The organism is Kineosporia sp. R_H_3, from assembly GCF_002198675.1.
In the GTDB taxonomy this organism is placed as follows: Bacteria; Actinomycetota; Actinomycetes; order Actinomycetales; family Kineosporiaceae; genus R-H-3.
In genome coordinates this window covers 20,065-40,830 of record NZ_MWLL01000172.1, presented here as the reverse complement: position 1 = coordinate 40,830, position 20,766 = coordinate 20,065, and the positions used below count along the sequence as shown (strand labels likewise).

The window sequence follows — 20,766 nt, the reverse complement described above, 5'->3', positions numbered from 1 at the left end:
GGCTGTCCGCCGCGGGCGCCGCGGCGGACAGCCCCGCGACGGCGAGGGCGGCGACGGCCAGGGCGACCCTGCCGAGCGGCCGGCTCACAGCTGGTACCCCATCGCGGTGCAGACCTCCAGGACGCTGCGGACGTCGGTGGCCGCGGCGCCGGCGGGCAGCGCGGCGACGGCGTCCCGCAGGCTCGTGCTCTTCGTCTTCTTCACGGCCGACCGCAGCTGCTCCAGCTGCCCGGCCAGGTCACCGCCGGTCTCCGGGGACCGGAAGGCGAACTCCGCGCGCGCGCACGCGGTGGCCCCCGCGGCGTCGAGCCGCCACGGCTCGCCGATCTCGTTGCGGGCCTTCGCCTTCGGCGCGTCCCGGTCGAACGCGACCGGGGTCGCGGTCTCGATGGGCCGGACGGCCGGCTCGGTCGCGGTCGCGGCCGCCGTCGCGGAGGCCGTCGACGGGGTGTGCGTCCCGTCGTCCGCGGGCCCGGAGCACCCGGTGACGCCCGGCACCAGCGCGGTGAACAGCAGGGCCGCGACGGCCCCTCGCTTCGACAACACGGCTTCCCAGCTCCCGGTTCGGTCCCGATCCTGCGTCTGGGATCGGCTCGGGGCGCCGGGGAACTGAAGGACGACGACCGCACACCATCCCGGTGGGTGCCGGGAAAAGGAGCCGGTATGTCGCGCTACGACCCGAATGTCGTCCTGGACCGGGATCGGGACCGCACCGGGCGAGGGCGGCCCCGAGGGCGGTCCCGACCCGTCGCGGCCCTGCCGAGGTCGGCGGTGAGCGCCGGGTTGTCCAGGTCTGCGGCGAGCAGGACCGCGCTCTCCAGGTCGCCCGGGCGGCCGAGCGCAGCGCCGTGGAGCAGCGAGCGGACGACGAGCTCGCGCATGCCGGCCCGGGAGGCCAGCTCCCGCAGCCGCCCCACCCAGACCGCCACCGCCGGGTGCCCGTGCCGCACCCCGAGCTCGCACTGCGCGTCGAGGATGTAGGCCTCGAGCCACACGTACGGGTCGGCGAGCCGTACGCAGCGGGCCGCGGCGTCCGCGAGGAGCTCGAACGCGCGGTCGACGTCCCCCGTGGCCTCGGCGACGAGCGCGAGCCCGCGACCGGAGATGCCCTCCCAGCAGGGGTCGCCGAGCCGGCAGGCCCGCGCGAAGGCCTGCCGGAGCAGCTCCGCGGCGCCGTCCGCGTCACCGCGCCGCAGCTGGACCTCGCCGCGGATCGCCTGCGGCCACGGCAGGAACGACAGCCAGTGCTCGGCGGTCGCCAGCGCGACGGCCTCGTCGAGCAGCCGGGCGGCCTCGTCCCGGTCCCCGCGCAGCAGGTGCAGCCGGCCGAGCATCGACAGGGCGTACGCCTCGCGGCGCGGCTCCCCGGCGAGGCGGGCCAGCCGCACCGCCTCGGGCAGCAGGGCGAGCGCCCGCGGGTAGTCGGCACGGTCCGCGGCCACCGACCCGAGATAGGTCGTGGCCTTCGCCGCCACCGCGGGCGACGGCCCGGCGAGCGCGAGCGCGTCGCCGAGGTGACGCTCGGCGCGGTCGTACCGGGCGCGCAGGAAGTCGACGTACCCCAGCTCGGCACGCGCCTGGGCGGCGGCCTCGGCGCGGCCGGCGTCGACGGCGATCCGGTCCGCCTCGTGGAGCGCGGCGAGGCCGTCCTCGTCGAGCCCGCGGGTGGCGTGCACGAGGGCCTCGCCGAGGGCGATCCGGGCCCGGATCCGCAGCCCGGTGAGGTCCCCGGCGTCGGCGAACCGGGCCGCGGTCCGCAGCGAGGCGATGCCGGCGTCGACGGCGCCCGCAGAGACGGCCGCGACCCCGGCCTCGACGAGCGCGTCGACGTCGGCCTCGTCGGTGCCGCCGGGAGGCCCTTGCGCCGGCTGCCGCATCGCCGCCATGACCACCGGCCCGGGCTCGACCCCGAGCTCGCCGGCCAGCAGCGCCGTACAGGTCTCGAGCTGGGCCCGGGCGGCCTCGTCGTCGCCCGCGGCACGGTAGAGCCGGATGAGCAGGGCCTGGTGGTTCTCGTCGAGCGGCTCCCGCGCGACGAGCCGGACGGCGTACGAGGTGGCGCCCGCGAGGTCACCGGCGGACATCGCCCCGAGCGCCGCCTCGTGCAGCGCCGCCTCGCAGGCCGCCGCCGCGTGCCGGCGCTGCCCGAGCAGCCAGGTGTCGAAGGCCGCGGAGCCACGCACGGCGAGGCCCTCGAGGAGCTCTGCCTCCACGTCGACCGCCGCGACGGCGTCCGGCCACGCGCCCCGCGTCACGACGTCGAGGTCGACGACCGTCCCCGGCGGGAGCCGCAGGACGAGCGGGTCGCCCTCGAGCACCGTGCCGTCCCCGAGGCCCCGCCGGACCTCTGCGAGGCTCCAGCGCAGGGCGCGTGCCGGGTCGTCGGCGTCCGGGAAGAGCAGTGCGGCCAGCTGGCTGCGGCCGGGAGGTCGCTCGGCGCGCAGCAGGTAGGCGAGCACGGCCCAGCTCTTGCGGCTGCGGAACTGGTAACCCGGCCCGTCACCGCGCAGGAGCGCCGGGCGGCCGAGCAGCTTGACGGTCAGGTTCACGGGGTCCCCCGACGCCGGCGGGTCCGGACGTGTGCACGGTACCCGCCGGCGCCGGAGGTCACGCGTGCTCGCTGACCGGGAAGATCTCGTCGGCGACGAGACCGTGCGCCTGCCGGTGCACCTCGTTGGCGGCGTCGGCCGACGGCGCGTCGACGAGGCAGAAGATCTTGCCGGCCTCCTCGTCGACCCAGTACTTCAGGTAGTGGACGCCGTGCGCGTCCTGGGTGGCGAGGTCCGCCGCGTGCGCGCCGGCGACGTCGGAGCCGCTGACGCCTCCCTCGATCGTGTGGATGTCCATGAACAGTGGCATTCGACCGGTCCTGTCGTGCACGCCCCGCCGCTGGTCGGCGGGGCTGGTGGACCCATCGCACCGGGGCCGTGTTTGACGGTGCGTGTGACACCGCTCCCCGCCCCGCGACCGTCAGGGACCGGCCTGCGCCGCCTCCTCGTCGTCCGCGCCGCTGCGCGCGAACTGGCTGCGGTAGAGGTCGGCGTAGACCCCGCCGCGGGCGAGCAGCGTCTCGTGGTCGCCCTGCTCGACGACCCGGCCGGACTCGAGCACGAGGATCGTGTCCGCGCCGCGGATCGTCGAGAGCCGGTGCGCGATGACGAAGCTCGTCCGGCCGCGCCGCAGCCGGTTCATCGCCTCCTGGATGAGCACCTCGGTGCGGGTGTCGACCGAGCTCGTCGCCTCGTCGAGGATGAGGATCGACGGGTCCGCGAGGAACGCCCGGGCGATCGTCAGGAGCTGCCGCTCCCCCGCGCTGACGTTGCTCGCGTCGTCGTCGAGGACGGTGTCGTACCCCTGCGGCAGGGTCCGGACGAAGTGGTCGACGTGCGCCGCCCGGGCTGCCGCGAGCACCTGCTCGTCCGACGGGTCCGTCGCGCCGTACGCGATGTTGTCGTGGATCGTGCCGCCGAAGAGCCAGGCGTCCTGCAGGACCATGCCGAACGAGCGGCGCAGGTCGTCGCGGGTCAGCCGGCGGACGTCCACGCCGTCGAGGGTGATGCGGCCGCCGTCCAGCTCGTAGAACCGCATGAGCAGGTTGACGAGCGTCGTCTTGCCGGCCCCGGTGGGGCCGACGATCGCGACCGTCTGGCCTGGCAGCGCCTCGAGCGAGAGGTCCTCGATGAGGGGCTTGTCGGCCTCGTAGCGGAACGAGATCCGGTCGAAGACGACGTGCCCGCTCGGTGTCGGCAGGACGACGGGCTCGGGGTCGTCGGGCTCCTCCTCGGGCTCGTCGAGGAGCTCGAAGACCCGCTCCGCCGACGCCAGGCCGGACTGGACGACGTTCGTGATGCTCGCGAGCTGGGTGATCGGCATCGTGAACTGGCGCGAGTACTGGATGAACGCCTGGACGTCGCCCAGCGACATCCCGCCCGACGCCACCCGGAGCCCGCCGAGGACGGCGATCCCGACGTACGACAGGTTCCCGATGATGTTCATCGCGGGCATGATGATCCCGCTGATGAACTGGGCCTTGAACGAGGCCTTGTACATCTCCTCGTTCGCCGCGTCGAACGTCTCGAGCGAGGCGTCGCCGCGGCCGAAGACCTTGACGAGGTCGTGCCCCGAGTAGGTCTCCTCGACGTGGCCGTTGAGCGTGCCGGTCCACTTCCACTGCAGCGCGAACTGCGGCTGCGAGCGCTTCGCGACGAGCATCGTCACGACGATCGACAGCGGCACGCTGACGAGAGAGATGAGCGCGAGCAGCGGGCTGATCCACACCATCATGACGAGCACGCCGAGCACCGAGAACAGGCTCGTGATGAGCTGCGTCAGCGTCTGCTGGAGGGTCTGGCTGATGTTGTCGATGTCGTTCGTGACGCGGGACAGGATGTCGCCGCGCGGGTGCGAGTCGAAGTACCGCAGCGGGAGCCGGCCGAGCTTGTGGTCGACCTCCTCGCGCAGCACGAAGATCGTCCGCTGCGTCACGCCCGCCATGACGTACTGCTGGACCCACATGAACAACGACGACAGCACGTAGACCGCGACGACGACGAGCAGCGAGGCGCGCAGCGCCCCGAAGTCCACGCCGACGCCGGGGACGACGTCCATCGCCGACAGCATGTCGGCCTGGGTGGTGTCCCCCGCCGCGCGCAGCCGCTCGACGACCTGCTCCTTGGTCACCCCTGCGGGCAGCCGCCGGCCGACGACGCCGGCGAACAGGATGTTCGTCGCGTTGCCGAGGAGCTTCGGGCCGGCCACCGCGAAGGCCTGCGCGACGACCGCGGAGACGATGACGAGGCCGATGAGCATCCGTTCGGGCCGCAGCCGGGCGAGCATCCGCCGGGCCGTGGCACCGGCGTCCCGGGCCTTCTCCGTCGGCATCCCCATGCCGCCCATCGGGCCGTGACCGCCGCCGGGGCCGCGCATCGGGCCGCCGGGACCGCGGGCCGGGCCGCCCGCCGCGGGGCCGCGGGCGGCCGTCGTCGCCGTCACGCTCTGCCTCCGGTTCGCGAGAGAGGCGGCGCATGATGACCGCGCCCTTGCTCCTTGTTCGCAGGCGAAGGGCATGCCTGCTCTCTCGTCGGTCCAGGCACGGTCGCGGCGCCTCCCCCGCTCACGCCGCACCCGCCGCGGCGAGCTGGGACGACACGATCTCCGCGTACGTCGGGCACGACTCCAGGAGCTCGTCGTGGGTGCCGGTGCCGACGACCCGGCCGCCGTCGAGGACGACGATGCTGTCGGCGTCGAGGATCGTGCTGATCCGCTGGGCGACGATGACGACGCTGGCCTGCGTCGTCTCCCGGGCGAGCGCGGCTCTCAGCCGGGCGTCGGTCGCGTAGTCGAGGGCGGAGAAGCTGTCGTCGAAGACGTACACGGCCGGGCGGCGCACGAGCGCGCGGGCGATCGAGAGCCGCTGCCGCTGGCCGCCGGAGAAGTTGGCGCCCGCCTGGTCGACCCGGGAGTCCAGGCCGTCGGGCATCGCGCGGACGAAGTCCGCGGCCTGGGCGACCTCGAGGGCGTGCCACAGCTCCTCGTCGGTCGCGTCGGGGCGACCGAAGCGCAGGTTCGTCGCGACGGTCCCGTTGAAGAGGAAGGCCTTCTGGGGCACGATCCCGAGCCGGCGCCAGACGTCCTCCTGGCGCATCTCCCGGACGTCGACGCCGTCGAGGAGCACCGCCCCCGCCGTGACGTCGTAGAGCCGTGGCAGCAGGTTGACGAGCGTCGTCTTGCCCGAGCCGGTGCTGCCGACGACGGCCGTCGTCCGGCCGGGCTCGATGCGCACGCTGACCCCGCGCAGCACCGGCTCCTCGGCGCCGGGGTAGCCGAACTCGACGTCCCGCAGCTCGACGACGCCGCGGGGCGGGCCGGGCTCGACGGGCTGCTGCGGGTCGTGCACCGCGGGGACCGTGTCGAGGACGGCCTGGATCCGCTCGGCGGACGCCGCGGCGCGCGGCACCATGACCGCCATCATCACGGCCATCATGACGCTGAAGAGGATCTGCATCATGTAGCTGAGGAACGCCGTCATGTCGCCGATCTGCATCCGGCCGCTGTCGATGAGCCGGCCGCCGAACCACACGATGAGCACGCTCGACACGTTGATGACGAACATGATCGCCGGCATCGTCAGGGCGAAGAGCCGGGTCACCCGCAGGGTCGTGTCGGTGAGGTCGGCGTTCGCCTCGGCGAACCGGGCCTCCTCGTGCCGGGTCCGCACGAAGGCCCGGACGACGCGGACGCCGGTGAGCTGCTCGCGCATGACCTGGTTGATCCGGTCGATCTTCGTCTGCACCGCGCGGAAGAGCGGGATCGCCCGGCTGAGGATCACGGCGATGAACGCGAGCATGACCGGGATGACGACGGCGATGAGGCCGGACAGCCGGACGTTCTCGCGCAGCGCCATGACGACGCCGCCGACCGCGGTGATCGGCGCGGACACCATGAACGCCAGCCCCATGAGGACGAGCTGCTGCACCTGCTGGACGTCGTTCGTGTTGCGCGTGATGAGGGACGGTGCTCCGAAGTCGTTGACCTCGCGCAGCGAGAAGCCCTGCACGCGCCGGAAGATCGCCGACCGGACGTCCCGGCCGAAGCCCATCGACGCGAGCGCGCTGTACCAGGCGCCGGCGATCGCGGCGAGGGCGAGACCGGCCGTCACCGCGAGCATCACGCCGCCGGTCCGCACGATGTAGCCGGTGTCGCCGGTGACGACGCCGTTGTCGATGATGTCGGCATTGAGGCTCGGCAGGAGCAGGTTGCCGATCGCCTGGACGAGGAGCAGGACGACGACGATCCACACCTGCCGCCGGTACGGCCGCAGGTAGGTGCGCAGAAGCCGGGTCACGGGGCTCCCTCCGCCGGCACGGGGCCGGACGAGTCGGGGTCGGGGTCGAAGGGCGCGCTCACGGCGTCCTCGAGGTCGGCCGTCCCGCACCAGGCGGTCATGAGCCGGGCGAGGTCGCGCAGGTCCTGCTCGGGGAGCCGGGCCAGGGACCGGTCGAGGAACTCGGTGAGCGCGCTGTCGACGAGCGCCTGCAGACCGGTCCCGACCGGGGTGAGCCGGACGACCGTCTGCCGCGCGTCGTCCGGGTCGCTCGCCCGCTCGACGAGCCCGGAGCGCTCCATCCGCTGGAGCATCCGGGTGACGGTCGGCGCGGAGAGCATGAGCGTCTCGGCGATGTCGCGCTGGCTGACGCCGTCCCGCTGGGCGAGCACCCGCAGGCACATCGCCTGCCCGGGGTGCAGCTCGTGGCGGGACAGCACCCGCTGCAGGAGCAGCCGCTGCCGGTGGACCAGCCGCAGGAAGGCCTCGTGGACCTGGGTCGTCAGCGGGGCGTCGGCCGTGGCGGGGCAGGCGGCCGGGCGCTCCACAGGATCCACGCAGAGAACGTTAGCCCCGCAACTGTTAGCCCCGCAATCGGATTGTGGGACGTCAAGCGGCTCGGTCCTCCGGCCGATGGTGGAGCATGCAATCCTCGGGCATGGTCGTCGCGCCCGAGTGGTCCGCCGCGGACCCCGCGCACTCCGAGGCGGTGGTCGCCGGCTACGCGCTGCTCGAGCAGTCGCAGAGCGGACCGCTCGGCACCGCGGCGACCGACCTCCTCGACCTGGCGGCCGACCGCGGCTGGCACGACGTCGCCCTGCTCAGCCACTACTCGGTCTACGCGCACGCGCTGCTCGACGGGGACGACCCGGTGGAGCTCATCGACCGGATGGAGGTCGAGGCCGAGGCCGCCGACGACGACGCCCTGCGTGCGCTCGTCGTCGCGACCCGCGGCGAGCTCCCCGAGCGCGACCGGGGCGAGGGCCCGGCGGCGCCGGACGCCGCGCTCGCCCGCGCCGTCGCGCTCCTCGACGACGGCCGCGGCTCCGCCGTCCACCGCCCCGTCGCCTACATCGCCTGCGGCCTCGGCTACGGCCACCGCAACCTCTGGGAGCTCGAGGAGGAGATGTACGAGCGCGCGGACGAGGCGCTCGCCGTCCCGCTGCCGCCGGGCCTGGAGGGCACCCGGCTGTTCAACCGGCGCGTCGTCGCGCTCAACCGCAGCGAGGCGCACGCCGCCTGGACGTGCGCGCTGGCCGAGGCCGGCCTCACCGACGGCGCCCGGCGGCGGGCCGCCGACCGGCGCCGGCTGCCCGCGGACGTCGTCCAGGACCTGCCGCCGCAGTGGCTGCGGGACAACGCAGCGGTGCACTACCTGCTCGCCGCGATCGCCGGTGACCCGGAGCCCGCGCCGTACGCCGAGGTCTGCGCGGGCGTCGAGACCTCGTCGTGGCCCGGGTACCTCGGCTGCGTCCGGCTCGGCGGCGCGGTCCGCGCGCTCGCGGCGGGCCGGGACGACGTCGCGGCCGACCTCGTCGAGCAGTCCCTCACCCGGCTCAGCGACGACTACCTGCCGACGATCCGGATGATGGCCCTCGGCGTCGCCGCCCGGCTCGGCGCGACGCCCGCCTCGACCCGTTACGTCGACGAGCTGACGGCCCTGCGCTGGAGCGCCCGGATCAAGCTCCTCGGCGCGGCCCGGGCACGCCTGGAGGCCGAGCGGATCAAGCTGGAGAACGCCCGGCTCGCCGAGCGCGCCTACCTCGACGAGCTGACCGGCGCCGCGAACCGGCACGCCTACGCCCGGCACCTCACCCGGCTGCGCCGCAACCCCGAGGACCACCACCTCGCGGTGCTCATGGTCGACCTGGACCACTTCAAGCGGGTCAACGACGTGCTCGGCCACGGCGTCGGCGACGACGTGCTGCGCCGCGTCGTCGCCGTCCTCGCCGAGCACTGCCGGCCGTCGGACCTCGTCGTCCGGCTCGGCGGCGACGAGTTCGTCCTGCTCCTGGACACCGTGCACGGCCACGACGCCCGGCGCCGCGGCGAGGAGATCGTCGACGCGGTGCACGCCCTCGGCTGGGAGGACCTGTCCCCCGGGCTCCGCGTGACGGTGAGCGCGGGCCTGGCGGTCGGCCCCTCCCCGGCCGTGGACGACCTGCTCCGGGACGCGGACAGCCGGCTCTACCGGGCCAAGGCGCTCGGCCGCGGACGGCTCTGCGCGGACGACTGACGCACCCGCGCGTCGGTTCCGACGTCCTCGACCGCCGCGGGCCGTGTGGGCGACAATGACGGACCCGGGGGGATGGGAGGCGGCCCGTGGACGCCGACGAGGGCACCGACGCGCGCACGCGCGACGCGCTCGAACGCGTCCGCCTCGTGCTCCACACCCTTGTCGCGACGCCGGACGAGACCGACGCGCCGACCCTCGTGCTCACCCAGGCCGTCGCCGGCTGCGGCGCGACGACCGGCGCCCTGCTGCGCATCGGGGCGGAGGGCGCGCTCGAGGTCGCGGCCGCCGTCGGGCTCGGGCCGCACGACCTCGCCCGGTACACCGGCGGGCTCGTCCCGGGCACCCCGGTGGCGCACGCGGCCGTGCTGCGCGAGGCCGTCCTGCTCTCCTCGCGCGCCGAGCACGAGGAGCGCTTCCCCGCGCCGGCCGGCGTGGCCGCGCCGCAGGGGGCGTCCGCGACGCTGCCGCTCGTCGTCGGCCCGCGGCTCGTCGGCCTGCTCCTGCTCGGCTGGGCCGACGACCGCCGCCCGGACCGGGACGGCTCGACCTTCCTCACGACCGTCGCCGACCTCGCGGGGCTCGCGCTGCGGACCGGCGCCGACGCACCGGCGCGGCGCGCGCCGTCCGGGCCGCCCGTCCCCTCCCCGGCGCACCCCGCGGACGTCACCGTCCCCGCCCCGGCCCAGGACGTCCGCGCCCTGCTGCGCGCGTTGTTCGAGGAGGCCCCGATCGGGCTCGCTCTCCTCGACCCCGACCTGCGGTTCGCGATGGTCAACCCGGCCCTCGCGGCCGTCAACGGGGTGCCCGTCGAGGAGCACCTCGGCCGCCACGTCACCGACGTGCTCCCGGAGATCGGGGACGACGCGGTCGCCGTCCTGCGCCGGGTGCTCGAGACCGGCGAGCCGCTGCGGGACGTCGAGATCACCGGCCGGACGCCCGCCTCCCCCGACCTGAGGACCTGGGTCGAGGACTTCCACCGGGTGCGGTCGCCGTCCGGCGAGGTGCTCGGCGTCGTCGCGGTGCTCTCCGACGTCACGGCGCAGCGGCGCAGCGAGCGCAGGCTGCGCCAGCTCATCGACTCGCTCTTCTCCTTCGTCGGGCTCTGCCTGCCCGACGGGACGCTCGTCGAGGCGAACCGGACGGCGGTCGAGGCCGGCGGGCTGACGATGGCCGACGTCGTGGGCCGCAAGCTCTGGGAGACGTCCTGGTTCACCTGGGACGACGGCGTCGTGGAGCGGGCGCACGCCTCGGTGCTCGCGGGGCAGCGCGGCCGGACGAGCCGGTTCGACCTCGAGGTGCGCATGGCGCACGGCACGATCCTCATCGACTACCAGCTCGTGCCGGTCGTCGAGGACGGCGCGGTCGTCGCGCTCGTGCCGTCAGCGACCGACATCACCGCCCGGCGCCGGTCGGTGGAGCAGGCCACGGCGCTCGCCGTCCTCGCCCGCCGGCTCAACGCCGCCGCGACCGTCGCCGAGGTCGGCGACGCGATCGGCGGGCACGCCGGCGCGGCGGTCGGCAGCCGGTTCGCCACGGTCGGGCTCGCCGACCCCGACGGCGGCACCCTCACCCTGCTCCAGCCTCCCGACCTGCCCGAGGAGCTCCGCCGGCGCTACCGGACGCTGCCGCTCAGCTCGCCGCTGGACGTCGTCCGGGCGGTCCGGGAGCGGCGCACCGTCGTCCTCACCGACCCGGTCCGGCCGCAGGACGTCGGCGGCGACGCCGCTGTCGCCGCCGAGCTGCAGGCCGACCGCACCGCCGCCGGGGTGACGCTGTCGGTGGCGACGCCGCTCCTCGACGCGGCGGGCCGGGCCCTCGGCGCGCTGACGATGGGCTGGGCCAGCACCGACTCCCTCGACGACGAGCTCACCGCACGGGTCGAGACCGTCGCCGAGCTGTGCGCGCAGGCGTTCGAGCGGGCCCGCCTCACCGACGCCCACGTCGTGGCCGCGCAGCGCACCGGCGCGCTCGCCGTGCTCGCGCAGGAGCTGGCCTCGGCGGTCACCGCGGCCGATGTCTCCTGCGCGGTGGGCCGGCTCGCACCGGCCGTCGTCGGCGCGTCCCGGGCGCGGCTGCGGATCCTCGAGGGCGAGCAACCGGTCCGGTCCGAGAGCGCGACGCCGTCCGCGCTGGGGGCCACCGACCTCGCGGCGGCCCGCCGGCCGGCGTCCGTCGTCCTCGTCCTGCGCGACAGCACGGACTCCCCGCTGGGCACCCTCGAGCTCGGCTGGGACGCGCCCGTCGTCCTCGACCCGGTGCTGCGGGCCACCCTCGACACGGTCACGGAGCTGTGCGGGCAGACCGTCGAGCGGGCCCGGCTGCACGCCGCCGAGCACGAGCTCGTCGAGGGCCTCCAGCGCCGCTTCCTGCGGCCGATGCCCGAGGTCGACGGCCTGGAGATGCACGCGACCTACCGGGCCGCGCAGACGTCGGTCGGGATCGGCGGCGACTTCTACGACGGGCTCGTCCTGCCCGACGGCCGGCTCGCCGTCGTCCTCGGCGACGTCGCCGGGCACGGGATGGAGGCGGCGGCCGACATGGCCCAGCTGCGCACCGTGCTGTCGACGCTGCTCGCCGCCGGGGTGCCGCTGGACCGGGTCTTCGACCGGGCCGAGCAGGTCACCGGCCAGGTGGCGACGGTCTCGCTCGCCACGGCGGTCGTCGCCGTCGTCGACGTCGCCGCCGGGACGCTCACGTACGCCCACGCCGGTCACCCGCCGCTCGTCCTGCGCGGACCGGACGGCGCGACCGCACCGCTCGAGGGCGCCCGCGGGCCGCTGCTCGGGGTGAGCGGGCTCGTCGACCGCTCGGGGCTCCCGTCGCGGGCCGCGCCGGTGACCGTCCCGTTCCCGCGCGGGAGCGCGCTCGTCGGCTACACCGACGGCCTCGTCGAGGACCGGCTCGCGACGCTCGACGACGGGATCGCCGCGCTCGTCGGGGCGACCGCCGGCGTGGCGCTCGCCGGCCCGGACGGCCGTTGGGCGCCCGGGTCGGCGGACCGGGTCGCCGAGGCGGTGCTCGCCCGGTGCATCGGCGAGCGCGCCCTCGCCGACGACGTCGCGCTCCTCGTCCTCACCCGGCCGCCGGTCTGACGTTCTCCCGCGGTCGCGCGACCACGGGCCCGGCCACGCAGTAACGTCCGTGTGCGTCGCGCTGGTTCCTGGGACGGGACCGCTCGCACCGTGGCAAGCAGAGCCACGGCGGCAGCCCGGGGCGGGCGCCGCGACCACCGCCGGGAGATGATCGGCCCACCGACCGGCACCGCCACGTCGACGGAGGTCAGTTGCATGCGCAGAGCCGCCGGCACCGCTGGTCTGGCGCTGCTCACGGCCGGTCTCTACGCCCTCGGCGCGACGCTCACGCTGGCCTGGTTCGACTCCAGCGGGCTCGGGCCGGGCTTCTTCCCCGCCGCCGGTGTGACGCTCTCGGCCCTGGCCCTGACCCGGCGGCGGCGCTGGCCGTGGATCCTGCTCGCGGTCGGGGCCACCGAGCTGACGATCGACCTCGCGAGCGACCTCGGCGCCGTCGCCTCGGTGGGCTACGCGCTCGCGAACACCCTCGAGCCGCTCGTCGGCGCGGCGCTGCTGCGGGCCGCCGTCCGTCGTCCGGACCTCGCCGTCCGCCGGGACCTCTGGACGTTCCTGCTGTACGCCTGCGTCGCGGGCCCGCTCGTCGGTGCGGTCGTCGCGGCGACGACGCATACCGTGGACGGCGGGTCGCGGGACTGGTGGCTGTTCGCGGCGCGCTGGCTGCTCGGCGACGGGCTCGGCGTCCTGCTCGTCGGCGGGGCGGCGCTCGGCTGGCGGTCGGGGGACGACCTGACCCGCTGGCGGCTGCGCAGCCCGCTCGGGATCGGGCTCCTCGTCGTCTGCGTGCTCGCGTCGCTCGCGATCTTCCGGTGGGACGTCGTCTGGCTGGGCTACGTGCTCGTGCTGCTGCTCGTCGGGGTGGCGTTCCTCCTCGGCACCCGCGGGGTCGGGCTCGCCGGGCTCGCGATGGCGACGATCCTCGGCGAGGCCTCGGCGACCGGGCGGATCCGGGTGCCCGACGGCGTCTCCGAGGACGCGACGTGGTTCGCGCTCAACCTGCTCATCGGGCTCGTCGTCGTCGTGGGCCTGTCGCTCGCCGCTGAGATCGGCGAGCGCGAGGAGTCGGTGCGACGGCGGCGGGAGGCCGAGGACGCCCGGCGCTCGGCCGAGGTCCGGGCCGAGGCGGCGACCGAGCGCAGCCGGCTGCTCGACGCCGAGCAGCAGGCACGGGCCCGGGCCGAGCTGCTCCAGGGGGTGACCGCGGCGCTGTCGGGGCTGACCACCCCGGCCCAGGTCGTCGGGGTGATCGCCGAGCTCACGGCCACCGCGCTCGGCAGCAGGACGGCGGTGCTCGCCGTCCCCGACGAGGCCGGCCGGCTCCGGGCGCTCACCGCGTACGGGTACGACGACACCCAACGGGCCCGGCTCGACGTGGTCCTCGCCGGGGACCGGCCGGTGCCGCTGACCGCCGCGTACGCGGCGGGGCGCTTCGTCTGCGCGAGCGGACGCGCGCAGGTGCTGACCGCCTTCCCCGGCGCGGACGACCTCCCGGCGACGTTCGAGGCGGTCGCGGGGGTGCCGGTCCTCGTCGACGGGCACACCGTTGGGGCCCTCGGGTGGGGCTTCACCGAGACCCGCGACTTCGACGACGACTTCGCCGCGCTCGCGACGGCGGTCGCCGCGCAGGCCGGGCTCGCACTCGAGCGCGGCCGGCTCTTCGAGGCCCAGCGCCGGCACACCGAGCACCTCACGGCGCTGCAGGACGTCGTCGCCCTCATGGCCGCGGCGACGAGCACCGAGGCCGTGCTCGACGCCGTCCTCGGGCACGGCCTCGGGGCGGTGTCCGCGAGCAGCGCGGTGATCCGGGTCGTCGGGCCGGACGGCCGGTTCACGACGACGGCGACCCGCGGCCGCCCGATGGACCCCGACCTCGACGAGACCGGCAAGACCGTCGCCGACGCCGCGACCCCGCTCGCGGACGCCGTCCGCACCGGCGAGGTGGTGACGCTGCCGTCGATCGCGGACGCGTACGCGCGGTACCCGGACTTCGCCCCGGTGCTCGCCGCGAGCGAGGAGTCGACGTGGGCGGCCGTGCCCTTCCTGTCGTCGACGCTGCAGGGCGGCCTCGCGCTCGGCTTCGCCGGGCCGCAGCCGTTCGACGCCGAGCAGCTGTCCCTGCTCGTCACCCTCGGCCAGGTCGCGGGCCAGTCGCTCGGGCGCGCCGCCGCCGCCGAGCGCGAGCACTCGATCGCCGTCGAGCTGCAGCGCTCGCTCCTCGGCCGCCCGGACGACGTCCCCGGCGTCGAGGCCGCCACGGTCTACCGCCCCGGCACCCTCGAGCTGCAGATCGGCGGCGACTGGTACGACGTCATCGCCCTGCCCGGCGGCTGGGCCGCCCTCGTCATCGGCGACGTCGCCGGCCACTCGCTCGCCGCCGCAGCCGCCATGGGCCAGCTCCGGAGCACCCTGCGGGCGCTGGCCCCCGTCGTGACCGACCCCGCCGCCCTCGTGGAGCGCCTCGACGACTACGTCGACCAGATCGACGGCGCCCCCATGACGAGCCTGTTCTACGCCGTCCTCGACCCGCGCTCCGGCGCCCTGTCGTACACGTGCGCCGGCCACCCGCCGCCCCTGGTCGTGCCGCTCTCGGGTGAACCCCGCTTCCTCGACGAGGGCCTCGCCCCGCTCCTGGGCGTCCCCGGCATCGGCACCCGCCCCACCGCCCGCACCACCCTCGACCCCGACGACACCCTCGTCCTCTACACCGACGGCCTCGTCGAACGCCGCGGCGAGTCGCTGACGGTCGGGCTCGAGACGTTCGCCGAGCACGCCCGGGCGGGCGTCCAGTCGCCCGCCGTCGCGGGCGTCCCCGTGCCGCTGGCGGCGGTGTGCGAGCACCTCACGCTCGCACTGCTCACGCCCGACGCGACCGACGACACGGCGCTGCTCGTCGTACGGGTCACGGGTGAGGACTGGTGACGGTCCTCTGCCGACGTCCACCCGCGGATCGGCCGGGCCCTGTGGCGGGCACCCGGGATACTGTGAGCGGGGCTCCTGCGGCACGCGGGACCGCTCCGGGCCTCTAGCTCAATCGGCAGAGCAGCGGACTTTTAATCCGCGGGTTGAGGGTTCGATCCCCTCGGGGCCCACTGTCTGACCTGTATGCCTTCGGCTGATGCTGGACGTTTGGTCGTCGGTTGATGCTTGACGGTGTTTCGGTTGATGCCTGACAGCGGCTTCGGTTGATTCTTGACACTCCCTGATCATGAGGGAGTTGAGCGTGGCCGAGCAGCGGTATCAGGCTGTGTTGGCGGTGATCGGTCAGGGCAGGACGGTGACCGAGGTCGCGGCGGCGTGGTCGGTGTCTCGTCAGACGTTGCATGCATGGCTGGCGAAGTACGAGGCCGGTGGGTTGGAGGGGCTCGGGGACCGGTCGCGTCGTCCGGTGTCGTGTCCGCACCAGATGCCCGGGCCGGTCGAGGTCGTGGTGCTGGAGCTGCGGCGGGCGCACCCGTCGTGGGGGCCGCGCCGGATCCGGGCCGAGATGGTGCGCCGCGGGCTGGTCCCGGTCGACGAGGTGCCCTCGGAGTCCGGGGTGTACCGGTGCCTGCTGCGGGCCGGGCTGGTGGTCCCGGACGCGCGGCGCCGGCGGGGTGAGGCGTTCCGGCGGTGGGAGCGGGCTGCGCCGATGGAGCTGTGGCAGATGGACGTCGTGGGTGGGTTCGCGTTGGCGGACGGGACCTCGGCGAAGGCGTTGACCGGGGTCGATGACCACTCCCGGTTCTGTGTCTCGGCGCGGCTGATGCCGCGCGAGCGGACCCAGGCCGTCTGCGACGGGCTCGCGGCCGCGCTGCGGACGTACGGGGTGCCGGCGCAGATCCTGACCGACAACGGCAAGGTCTTCACCGGCCGGTTCGCACAGCCACCGGTGGAGGTGCTGTTCGACCGGATCTGCCGGGAGAACGGGATCGAGCACCTGCTCACCCGGCCCAGGTCACCGACCACGACCGGGAAGATCGAGCGGTTCCACCGGACCCTGCGCGCCGAGTTCGACACCAGCCGGGTGTTCGACTGCCTCGATCACGCCCAGGCCGAGCTCGACGCGTGGGTCGCGCACTACAACCACGACCGGCCCCACCAGGCGATCGACGACCAGACCCCGGCAAGCCGCTTCCACATCGTGGAAACGAAGCGACCTCGGACCGATCCGGCAGCACACCAGAAGGGCACGCAGGGCAAGCAGCGGTCGGCCGGCCCCGGTCAGGAGTGGGTCGCCAGGAAGGTCGCGGTCAACGGAGTCGCCTGCGTCGGCGCCCAGCAGGTCAGCGTCGGCAAGCACCACGCAGGCCGCCCCGTCGACGTCCTGGTCACCGACCAGACCCTGCAGTTCTGGATCGGCACCGAACTCCTCAAGACCGTCACCCGCACCGACCCCCGCCCGATCCGCAAGAAACGCGCCGCAGGCACCAGCCCCCGGCCCTAACCTCCAGCAGAACGACAACGACGGAGTGTCAAGGATCAACCGAAACAGATCCGTCAAGCATCAACCGAAGGTCCACAGGCCCACTGTCTGACCTGCAGGTTCTCGCATTTCGGGACTCTGGATCTCAATATCTGACACCACTGCCAACGGAACTGCCAACGGGACGGCCAGCGACAGCGCCGCGAAACACGCTTGTAGCGGCTCTGTTCTGAGCACGAAGCCTGCGTCGACGACCTCCAATGTGCGGATCGATAATCCGCTGGCAGGCATCCGTGGACTGCCGTCGCGTCCCGCGTGTGCTGGCCCGAGTCGCTTCGTCCGCCAGGAACTGACGGACATAGCGCGCACTGTCGGCGCTCAGCCTGACCGGTCGCGTCGGGTCGGATCTTCGCCGAGACGTCGAGACGACGCCCCGACGCCGAGTGAGAACGGGGCGGCAGGCATGTTGACGTCGAGCCGCGTCGGCGATCGAATCGCAGCGGCTACAAGACCGGAGGGGCCAGTACCGGGCGCGGCGTCGACCTCACCAGACCTGAGTCGACCGCGGCGTCGATGACGGGCAACTCGTTCTGTGACAGCATGCGCCGCGCGATGGAGTGGGTCTTGATGTCGTTGAGCGACTCGACGCAGGAGACGCGGCCGTCTCGCACCCGGAGAACGGAGAAGGCGCCGTCCGACTCGTCGCCGACGATGAAGCTGGCGTCATCCTCGGCGGAGAGGCCGGCGATCTGAAGACGGATCTTGCCTTGCGAAGACCAGAACCAGGGGGCCGGCGAAAAGGCGTGCGCCGCGCCCGTCAGGACGTTCGCGAGATGGTGCGCCTGGTCTGTCGCGTTGGGCAGTGACTCCAAGCGAAGATGTGCCTGCCCGTAGCGCATGCGGGCGCAGTCGCCGATGGCGAAGATGGCCGGATCGCTGGTACGCAGGGAGGAGTCGACGAGGACTCCGTCGCTCACCTCCAGCCCGGCCTCGCGCGCGAGCCGTGTCCTGGGTCCCACACCGGTCGCCTCGAGCACGACGTCGGCACGCAGTTCCGACCCGTCGGCGAGCGTCACAGCGGCGTACCCGGGGCGCGGCTGGTCGACGCGTGCGACCACCGCATCGAAGCGGAACGCCACCCCTTTGGCCTGGTGCCGCAGCAGCACCGCGCTGCTCATCGGCGCGCTGACGGCACGGCTCATCAGTCGCCGGCCGCGTGTCGCGACCAGGACCTCACACCCCAGCTCGCCGGCCGCCGCCGCGACCTCGAGACCGACGTAGCCGGCTCCGATCACGATGATCCGGCATCTCTCGCGCAGGACGGGTGCCAGCCAGCGGGTGTCGTCGAGGGTGCGGAGCCTTCGGATCGGCCCGGTCACCTGCCACGGAGGTGTCGGGGATTGCGATCCCGTGGCGAGGACGAGGGTGTCGTAGCGGAGCCGCCGGCCGTCCCCCATGGAGACTTCACGGGCCGCACGGTCGATCGTCGAGACGACGGCGCCGCGCACCAGCTCGATCCGCGCCGCGTCGTAGAAGGCCTCGCCACGGATGGGCAGCGGCTGCTGGGCCGGGTCCCGGAGCTGGTCCTTGGACAGCGGGGGCCGTTGGTAGGGCTGGTCGGCCTGCTCGTCCAGCAGCGTCAGCTCCCCGTCGAACCCGTTGCGTCGCAGAGCGTCCGCGAACTCCACACCCGCGTGACCCGCACCGACGACGACGACGCGCATCAGATCTGGGAGGGCGGGACGTCGCCGACGACGTCGTCGGCGAGTCCGACGAGCTGGCAGGACAGGCGGGAGCCCGGGCGCCGCTCGGAAGCCACGACCTCCAGCATCTCCTCCTCCTCGTCGCCCATCACGGGGAGCGCGTCGAGATGGTCCTCCCGCACGTACACGTGGCAGGTGGCGCACATGGCCTGACCGCCGCACTCGGCGACGATGCCCGGGACGCCGGCGAGCACCGCCGCACGCATCAAGCTCTGGCCCGGCTCGACCGAGACGACGGCGCTGCTGCCGTCGGCCTGCACCAGCGTGACCTTCACCATGGCAGAGAACCCCTTCTGTCGTTCATGCCAACCTCGCCGGGAAGCGAGTGATCCCGCGGAAGGCGAAGCCCTCCCAGTGCACGTCCCCGATCGGGTCCGGCCGGATCGCAGGGAAGCGCTCGTAGAGCATCGGTACGCCGATGCCTGCGACGGACGCCTCGGCGACCCATTTGCCCGCGCACAAGTGGGTGCCGGCGCCGAAGCCGAGGTGTCGCCGCTCGGTGCGGTCGGGCTCGAAGTCGTCCGGGGCGTCGTAGACCGCCGGGTCCCGGTTGGCCGATGCGAGCATGATCCCGATCTGCGATCCGGCCGGGATCGCCGCGCCCTCGAGCACGACGTCGCGGACCGTCTGCCGCGTGACCATCGCGATCGGGGTGTAGAGACGCACGGCTTCGTCGAACACCCTGCGCCACGCACCGGCGTCCAGCGACGCCGGCCGCCGCTCGGGATGCTGCGACAGCAGGTACACCATCGCCGTGATCATGTGCTGGGGCTCGTTCACCCCACCGGAGATCGTGAGGAGGATGTTCGCCCGGATGCTCTCGACCGGCATGCCCGCGGCCACGAACAGCGAGATCATCGACTCGTCCGGGTGGCGTTGCAGATATGCCAGCGAGGTGTCCACGGCGGACTCCGCCTCGACGCGCGAGCTGGTGCACCGCGCCCAGATCTCCGCGTCGTCCAGGACGTTGCCTGCGCCGGCGATGAAGTCCGCCGACCAGCGAGCGAACGTCTCGACCGGCACGTCACGGATGCCCACGAGGTCCATGAGGTTCTTGGCGGCGAGCGGGCGGGCGAAGTCCCGGTTGAGGTCGGCCCGGTCGCCGGCGGCTGCCAGGACGTCGAGGGCCTGCTCGGTGTTCCGTCGGAAGCGGTCGCTCCACACCTGGGTGACCTGGCTCGGCCGCAACGTCGGGTTCACGGCCGCACGCTCCGTCGCGTGCTCGGGATCGTTCTTGCGGATCAAGGACACTCCGCCGAGGGCCCGGTTCAGGTTCGCGCCCTCGACCACCGAGGAGAAGACCTCCGGATGCTGCTCGGCGTAGACGCAGCCGGCGAACGACGTGAGCAGCACCTTGTTGATCGCGGGGACGGCGGCGACGGGCGCCTCCTGGCGCAGTCGCGCGTAGATCGGGTAGGGGTCGCTCCGCAGCAGCCGCGGATCGACCCAGTCAGCGACGGGCAACGAGCCCGTACTCGGAGCTGTAACCACGGCCACCTCACACCAGAACAGGTGCGGTCACCGTAGGCGGCGCCGACCTAGGTGTTTCCCGAACTCCCTTTGAAAGGGATCCGGCGAGTGCTGCTCAGGCTGGCGCGTACCGCCCGCCGTAGGTCCGTCGCAGCGCACGAGTGATCGCCGCGGAGGTCGGGAGCAGCACTTCGAGGACGCGCGCCTCCCGGGGCGACGCGGTGGGGACGATGGCGGAGATCGCGGCGACGGTTCCGCCGAGCACGCCCTTGATCGGGACCGCGACCGAGGTGGCGTCAGGGTGGATGTACCCGGGCGTCGTCATGTGTCCGCGCCGGCGGATGTCTAACAGCACCTTCTGGAGCTGCGCGGACGACAGCGCAGGCTCGAACGCATGCACCGGACGGCTCGACGCAAGCAGGGCCGCCCGTGTCTCGCTCTCCTCGTAGGCGGCCAGGACGAGTCCGCTCGACGTCGCATACCACGGCAACCGGCCGCCGATGACGACGAAGTTCACGACGGAGCTTGGCGCCGAGAGCCGTTCGAGGTACAGCACGTCGGTCCCCTGCAGGATCCCCAGCTGCACGCTCTGCCCGATGGCCGCATGGGCCTGCAGCAGGAACGGCCTGGCGATCTCGCGGATGCCGAGCGCTCCTGGCGTCCGGACCGCGAGCTCCCACAGGCGCAGCCCGATCCGGTAGCCGCGGTCGCCCTGGCGCTCCAGCAGGCCGAGGTCCACCAGGTCGCCGAGCAGCCGGTGGACCGTGGACAGCGGCATCCCCGCCCGTTCGGCGACCTGCGTCGCCGTCAGGTCGCGGACGCCCTCATGGAACGCGTCGAGGATGCGGACGGCTCGCGCCAGGGCCGAGACGCCACCGGAGGCCTTCGCCACCTCGCCTCCTTCCGCCCTGCTTCCGATGATAGGGAGGAGCGGCCGGTGCAGGGGACAGCGGGTGGATGCTGTCCGGCATCGTCCCCGCCGA

Annotated in this window: 14 protein-coding genes and 1 tRNA gene; 5 read left to right on the top strand and 10 right to left on the bottom strand. The window is 73.9% G+C overall.

The window, feature by feature from the left end:
• Positions 1-84 precede the first annotated feature (84 nt).
• The 6 genes from ECOMGDLI_RS18670 to ECOMGDLI_RS18645 all read right to left on the bottom strand — a co-directional run bounded on the left by ECOMGDLI_RS18670 (position 85) and on the right by ECOMGDLI_RS18645 (position 7,380).
• Entirely contained in the window at positions 85-546 is a 462-nt protein-coding gene (locus ECOMGDLI_RS18670) for a hypothetical protein (RefSeq protein ID WP_088318355.1), read from the bottom strand.
• 125 nt (positions 547-671) lie between these two features.
• Positions 672-2,549 carry a tetratricopeptide repeat protein gene (locus tag ECOMGDLI_RS18665; RefSeq protein ID WP_088318354.1) on the bottom strand — a complete coding sequence of 626 codons (1,878 nt, stop codon included), beginning with the start codon at positions 2,547-2,549 and terminating at the stop codon, positions 672-674.
• A 58-nt stretch (positions 2,550-2,607) separates the two neighbouring features.
• Positions 2,608-2,859: a DUF4242 domain-containing protein gene (locus tag ECOMGDLI_RS18660; RefSeq protein ID WP_088318353.1), complete on the bottom strand. Its 252-nt coding sequence runs from the start codon at positions 2,857-2,859 to the stop codon at positions 2,608-2,610.
• A 111-nt stretch (positions 2,860-2,970) separates the two neighbouring features.
• Positions 2,971-4,926 carry an ABC transporter ATP-binding protein gene (locus ECOMGDLI_RS18655; RefSeq protein WP_198954987.1) on the bottom strand — a complete coding sequence of 652 codons (1,956 nt, stop codon included), beginning with the start codon at positions 4,924-4,926 and terminating at the stop codon, positions 2,971-2,973.
• Between the two features lie 187 nt (positions 4,927-5,113).
• Positions 5,114-6,844, bottom strand: a complete 1,731-nt coding sequence (locus ECOMGDLI_RS18650) for an ABC transporter ATP-binding protein (RefSeq protein WP_088318351.1) — start codon at positions 6,842-6,844, stop codon at positions 5,114-5,116.
• Positions 6,841-7,380 carry a MarR family winged helix-turn-helix transcriptional regulator gene (locus ECOMGDLI_RS18645; RefSeq protein WP_143447779.1) on the bottom strand — a complete coding sequence of 180 codons (540 nt, stop codon included), beginning with the start codon at positions 7,378-7,380 and terminating at the stop codon, positions 6,841-6,843. The genes ECOMGDLI_RS18650 and ECOMGDLI_RS18645 overlap by 4 nt, the downstream gene beginning before the upstream one ends.
• Positions 7,381-7,466: 86 nt before the next feature.
• Between ECOMGDLI_RS18645 and ECOMGDLI_RS18640 the strand changes: the two genes are divergently transcribed.
• The 5 genes from ECOMGDLI_RS18640 (at position 7,467) to ECOMGDLI_RS18620 (ending at position 16,571) form a co-directional block, all read left to right on the top strand.
• Positions 7,467-9,059, top strand: a complete 1,593-nt coding sequence (locus tag ECOMGDLI_RS18640; RefSeq protein WP_158221059.1) for a GGDEF domain-containing protein — start codon at positions 7,467-7,469, stop codon at positions 9,057-9,059.
• Positions 9,060-9,145: 86 nt separating this feature from the next.
• Positions 9,146-12,151 carry a SpoIIE family protein phosphatase gene (locus tag ECOMGDLI_RS18635; RefSeq protein ID WP_088318348.1) on the top strand — a complete coding sequence of 1,002 codons (3,006 nt, stop codon included), beginning with the start codon at positions 9,146-9,148 and terminating at the stop codon, positions 12,149-12,151.
• 195 nt (positions 12,152-12,346) lie between these two features.
• Positions 12,347-15,067, top strand: a complete 2,721-nt coding sequence (locus ECOMGDLI_RS18630; RefSeq protein WP_158221058.1) for a SpoIIE family protein phosphatase — start codon at positions 12,347-12,349, stop codon at positions 15,065-15,067.
• Between the two features lie 97 nt (positions 15,068-15,164).
• Positions 15,165-15,237, top strand: a tRNA-Lys gene (locus ECOMGDLI_RS18625).
• Between the two features lie 116 nt (positions 15,238-15,353).
• The gene (locus ECOMGDLI_RS18620; RefSeq protein WP_088318346.1) at positions 15,354-16,571 is read left to right on the top strand and encodes an IS481 family transposase; all 1,218 of its coding nucleotides are present in this window, start codon (positions 15,354-15,356) and stop codon (positions 16,569-16,571) included.
• A 482-nt stretch (positions 16,572-17,053) separates the two neighbouring features.
• Here the strand turns inward: ECOMGDLI_RS18620 and ECOMGDLI_RS18615 are convergent, their stop codons facing one another.
• The 4 genes from ECOMGDLI_RS18615 to ECOMGDLI_RS18600 form a co-directional block, all read right to left on the bottom strand.
• On the bottom strand, positions 17,054-18,274 hold the full coding sequence (locus tag ECOMGDLI_RS18615; protein WP_088318345.1) for an NAD(P)/FAD-dependent oxidoreductase: 1,221 nt from the start codon (positions 18,272-18,274) through the stop codon (positions 17,054-17,056).
• Entirely contained in the window at positions 18,274-18,591 is a 318-nt protein-coding gene (locus tag ECOMGDLI_RS18610; RefSeq protein ID WP_088318344.1) for a 2Fe-2S iron-sulfur cluster-binding protein, read from the bottom strand. Before ECOMGDLI_RS18610 ends, ECOMGDLI_RS18615 begins: the two co-directional genes overlap by 1 nt.
• Before the next feature lie 22 nt (positions 18,592-18,613).
• Entirely contained in the window at positions 18,614-19,777 is a 1,164-nt protein-coding gene (locus tag ECOMGDLI_RS18605) for a cytochrome P450 (protein WP_198954986.1), read from the bottom strand.
• Positions 19,778-19,898: 121 nt separating this feature from the next.
• Positions 19,899-20,675, bottom strand: coding sequence for an IclR family transcriptional regulator (locus ECOMGDLI_RS18600; protein WP_088318342.1), 777 nt, complete (start codon positions 20,673-20,675; stop codon positions 19,899-19,901).
• Positions 20,676-20,766 lie beyond the last annotated feature (91 nt).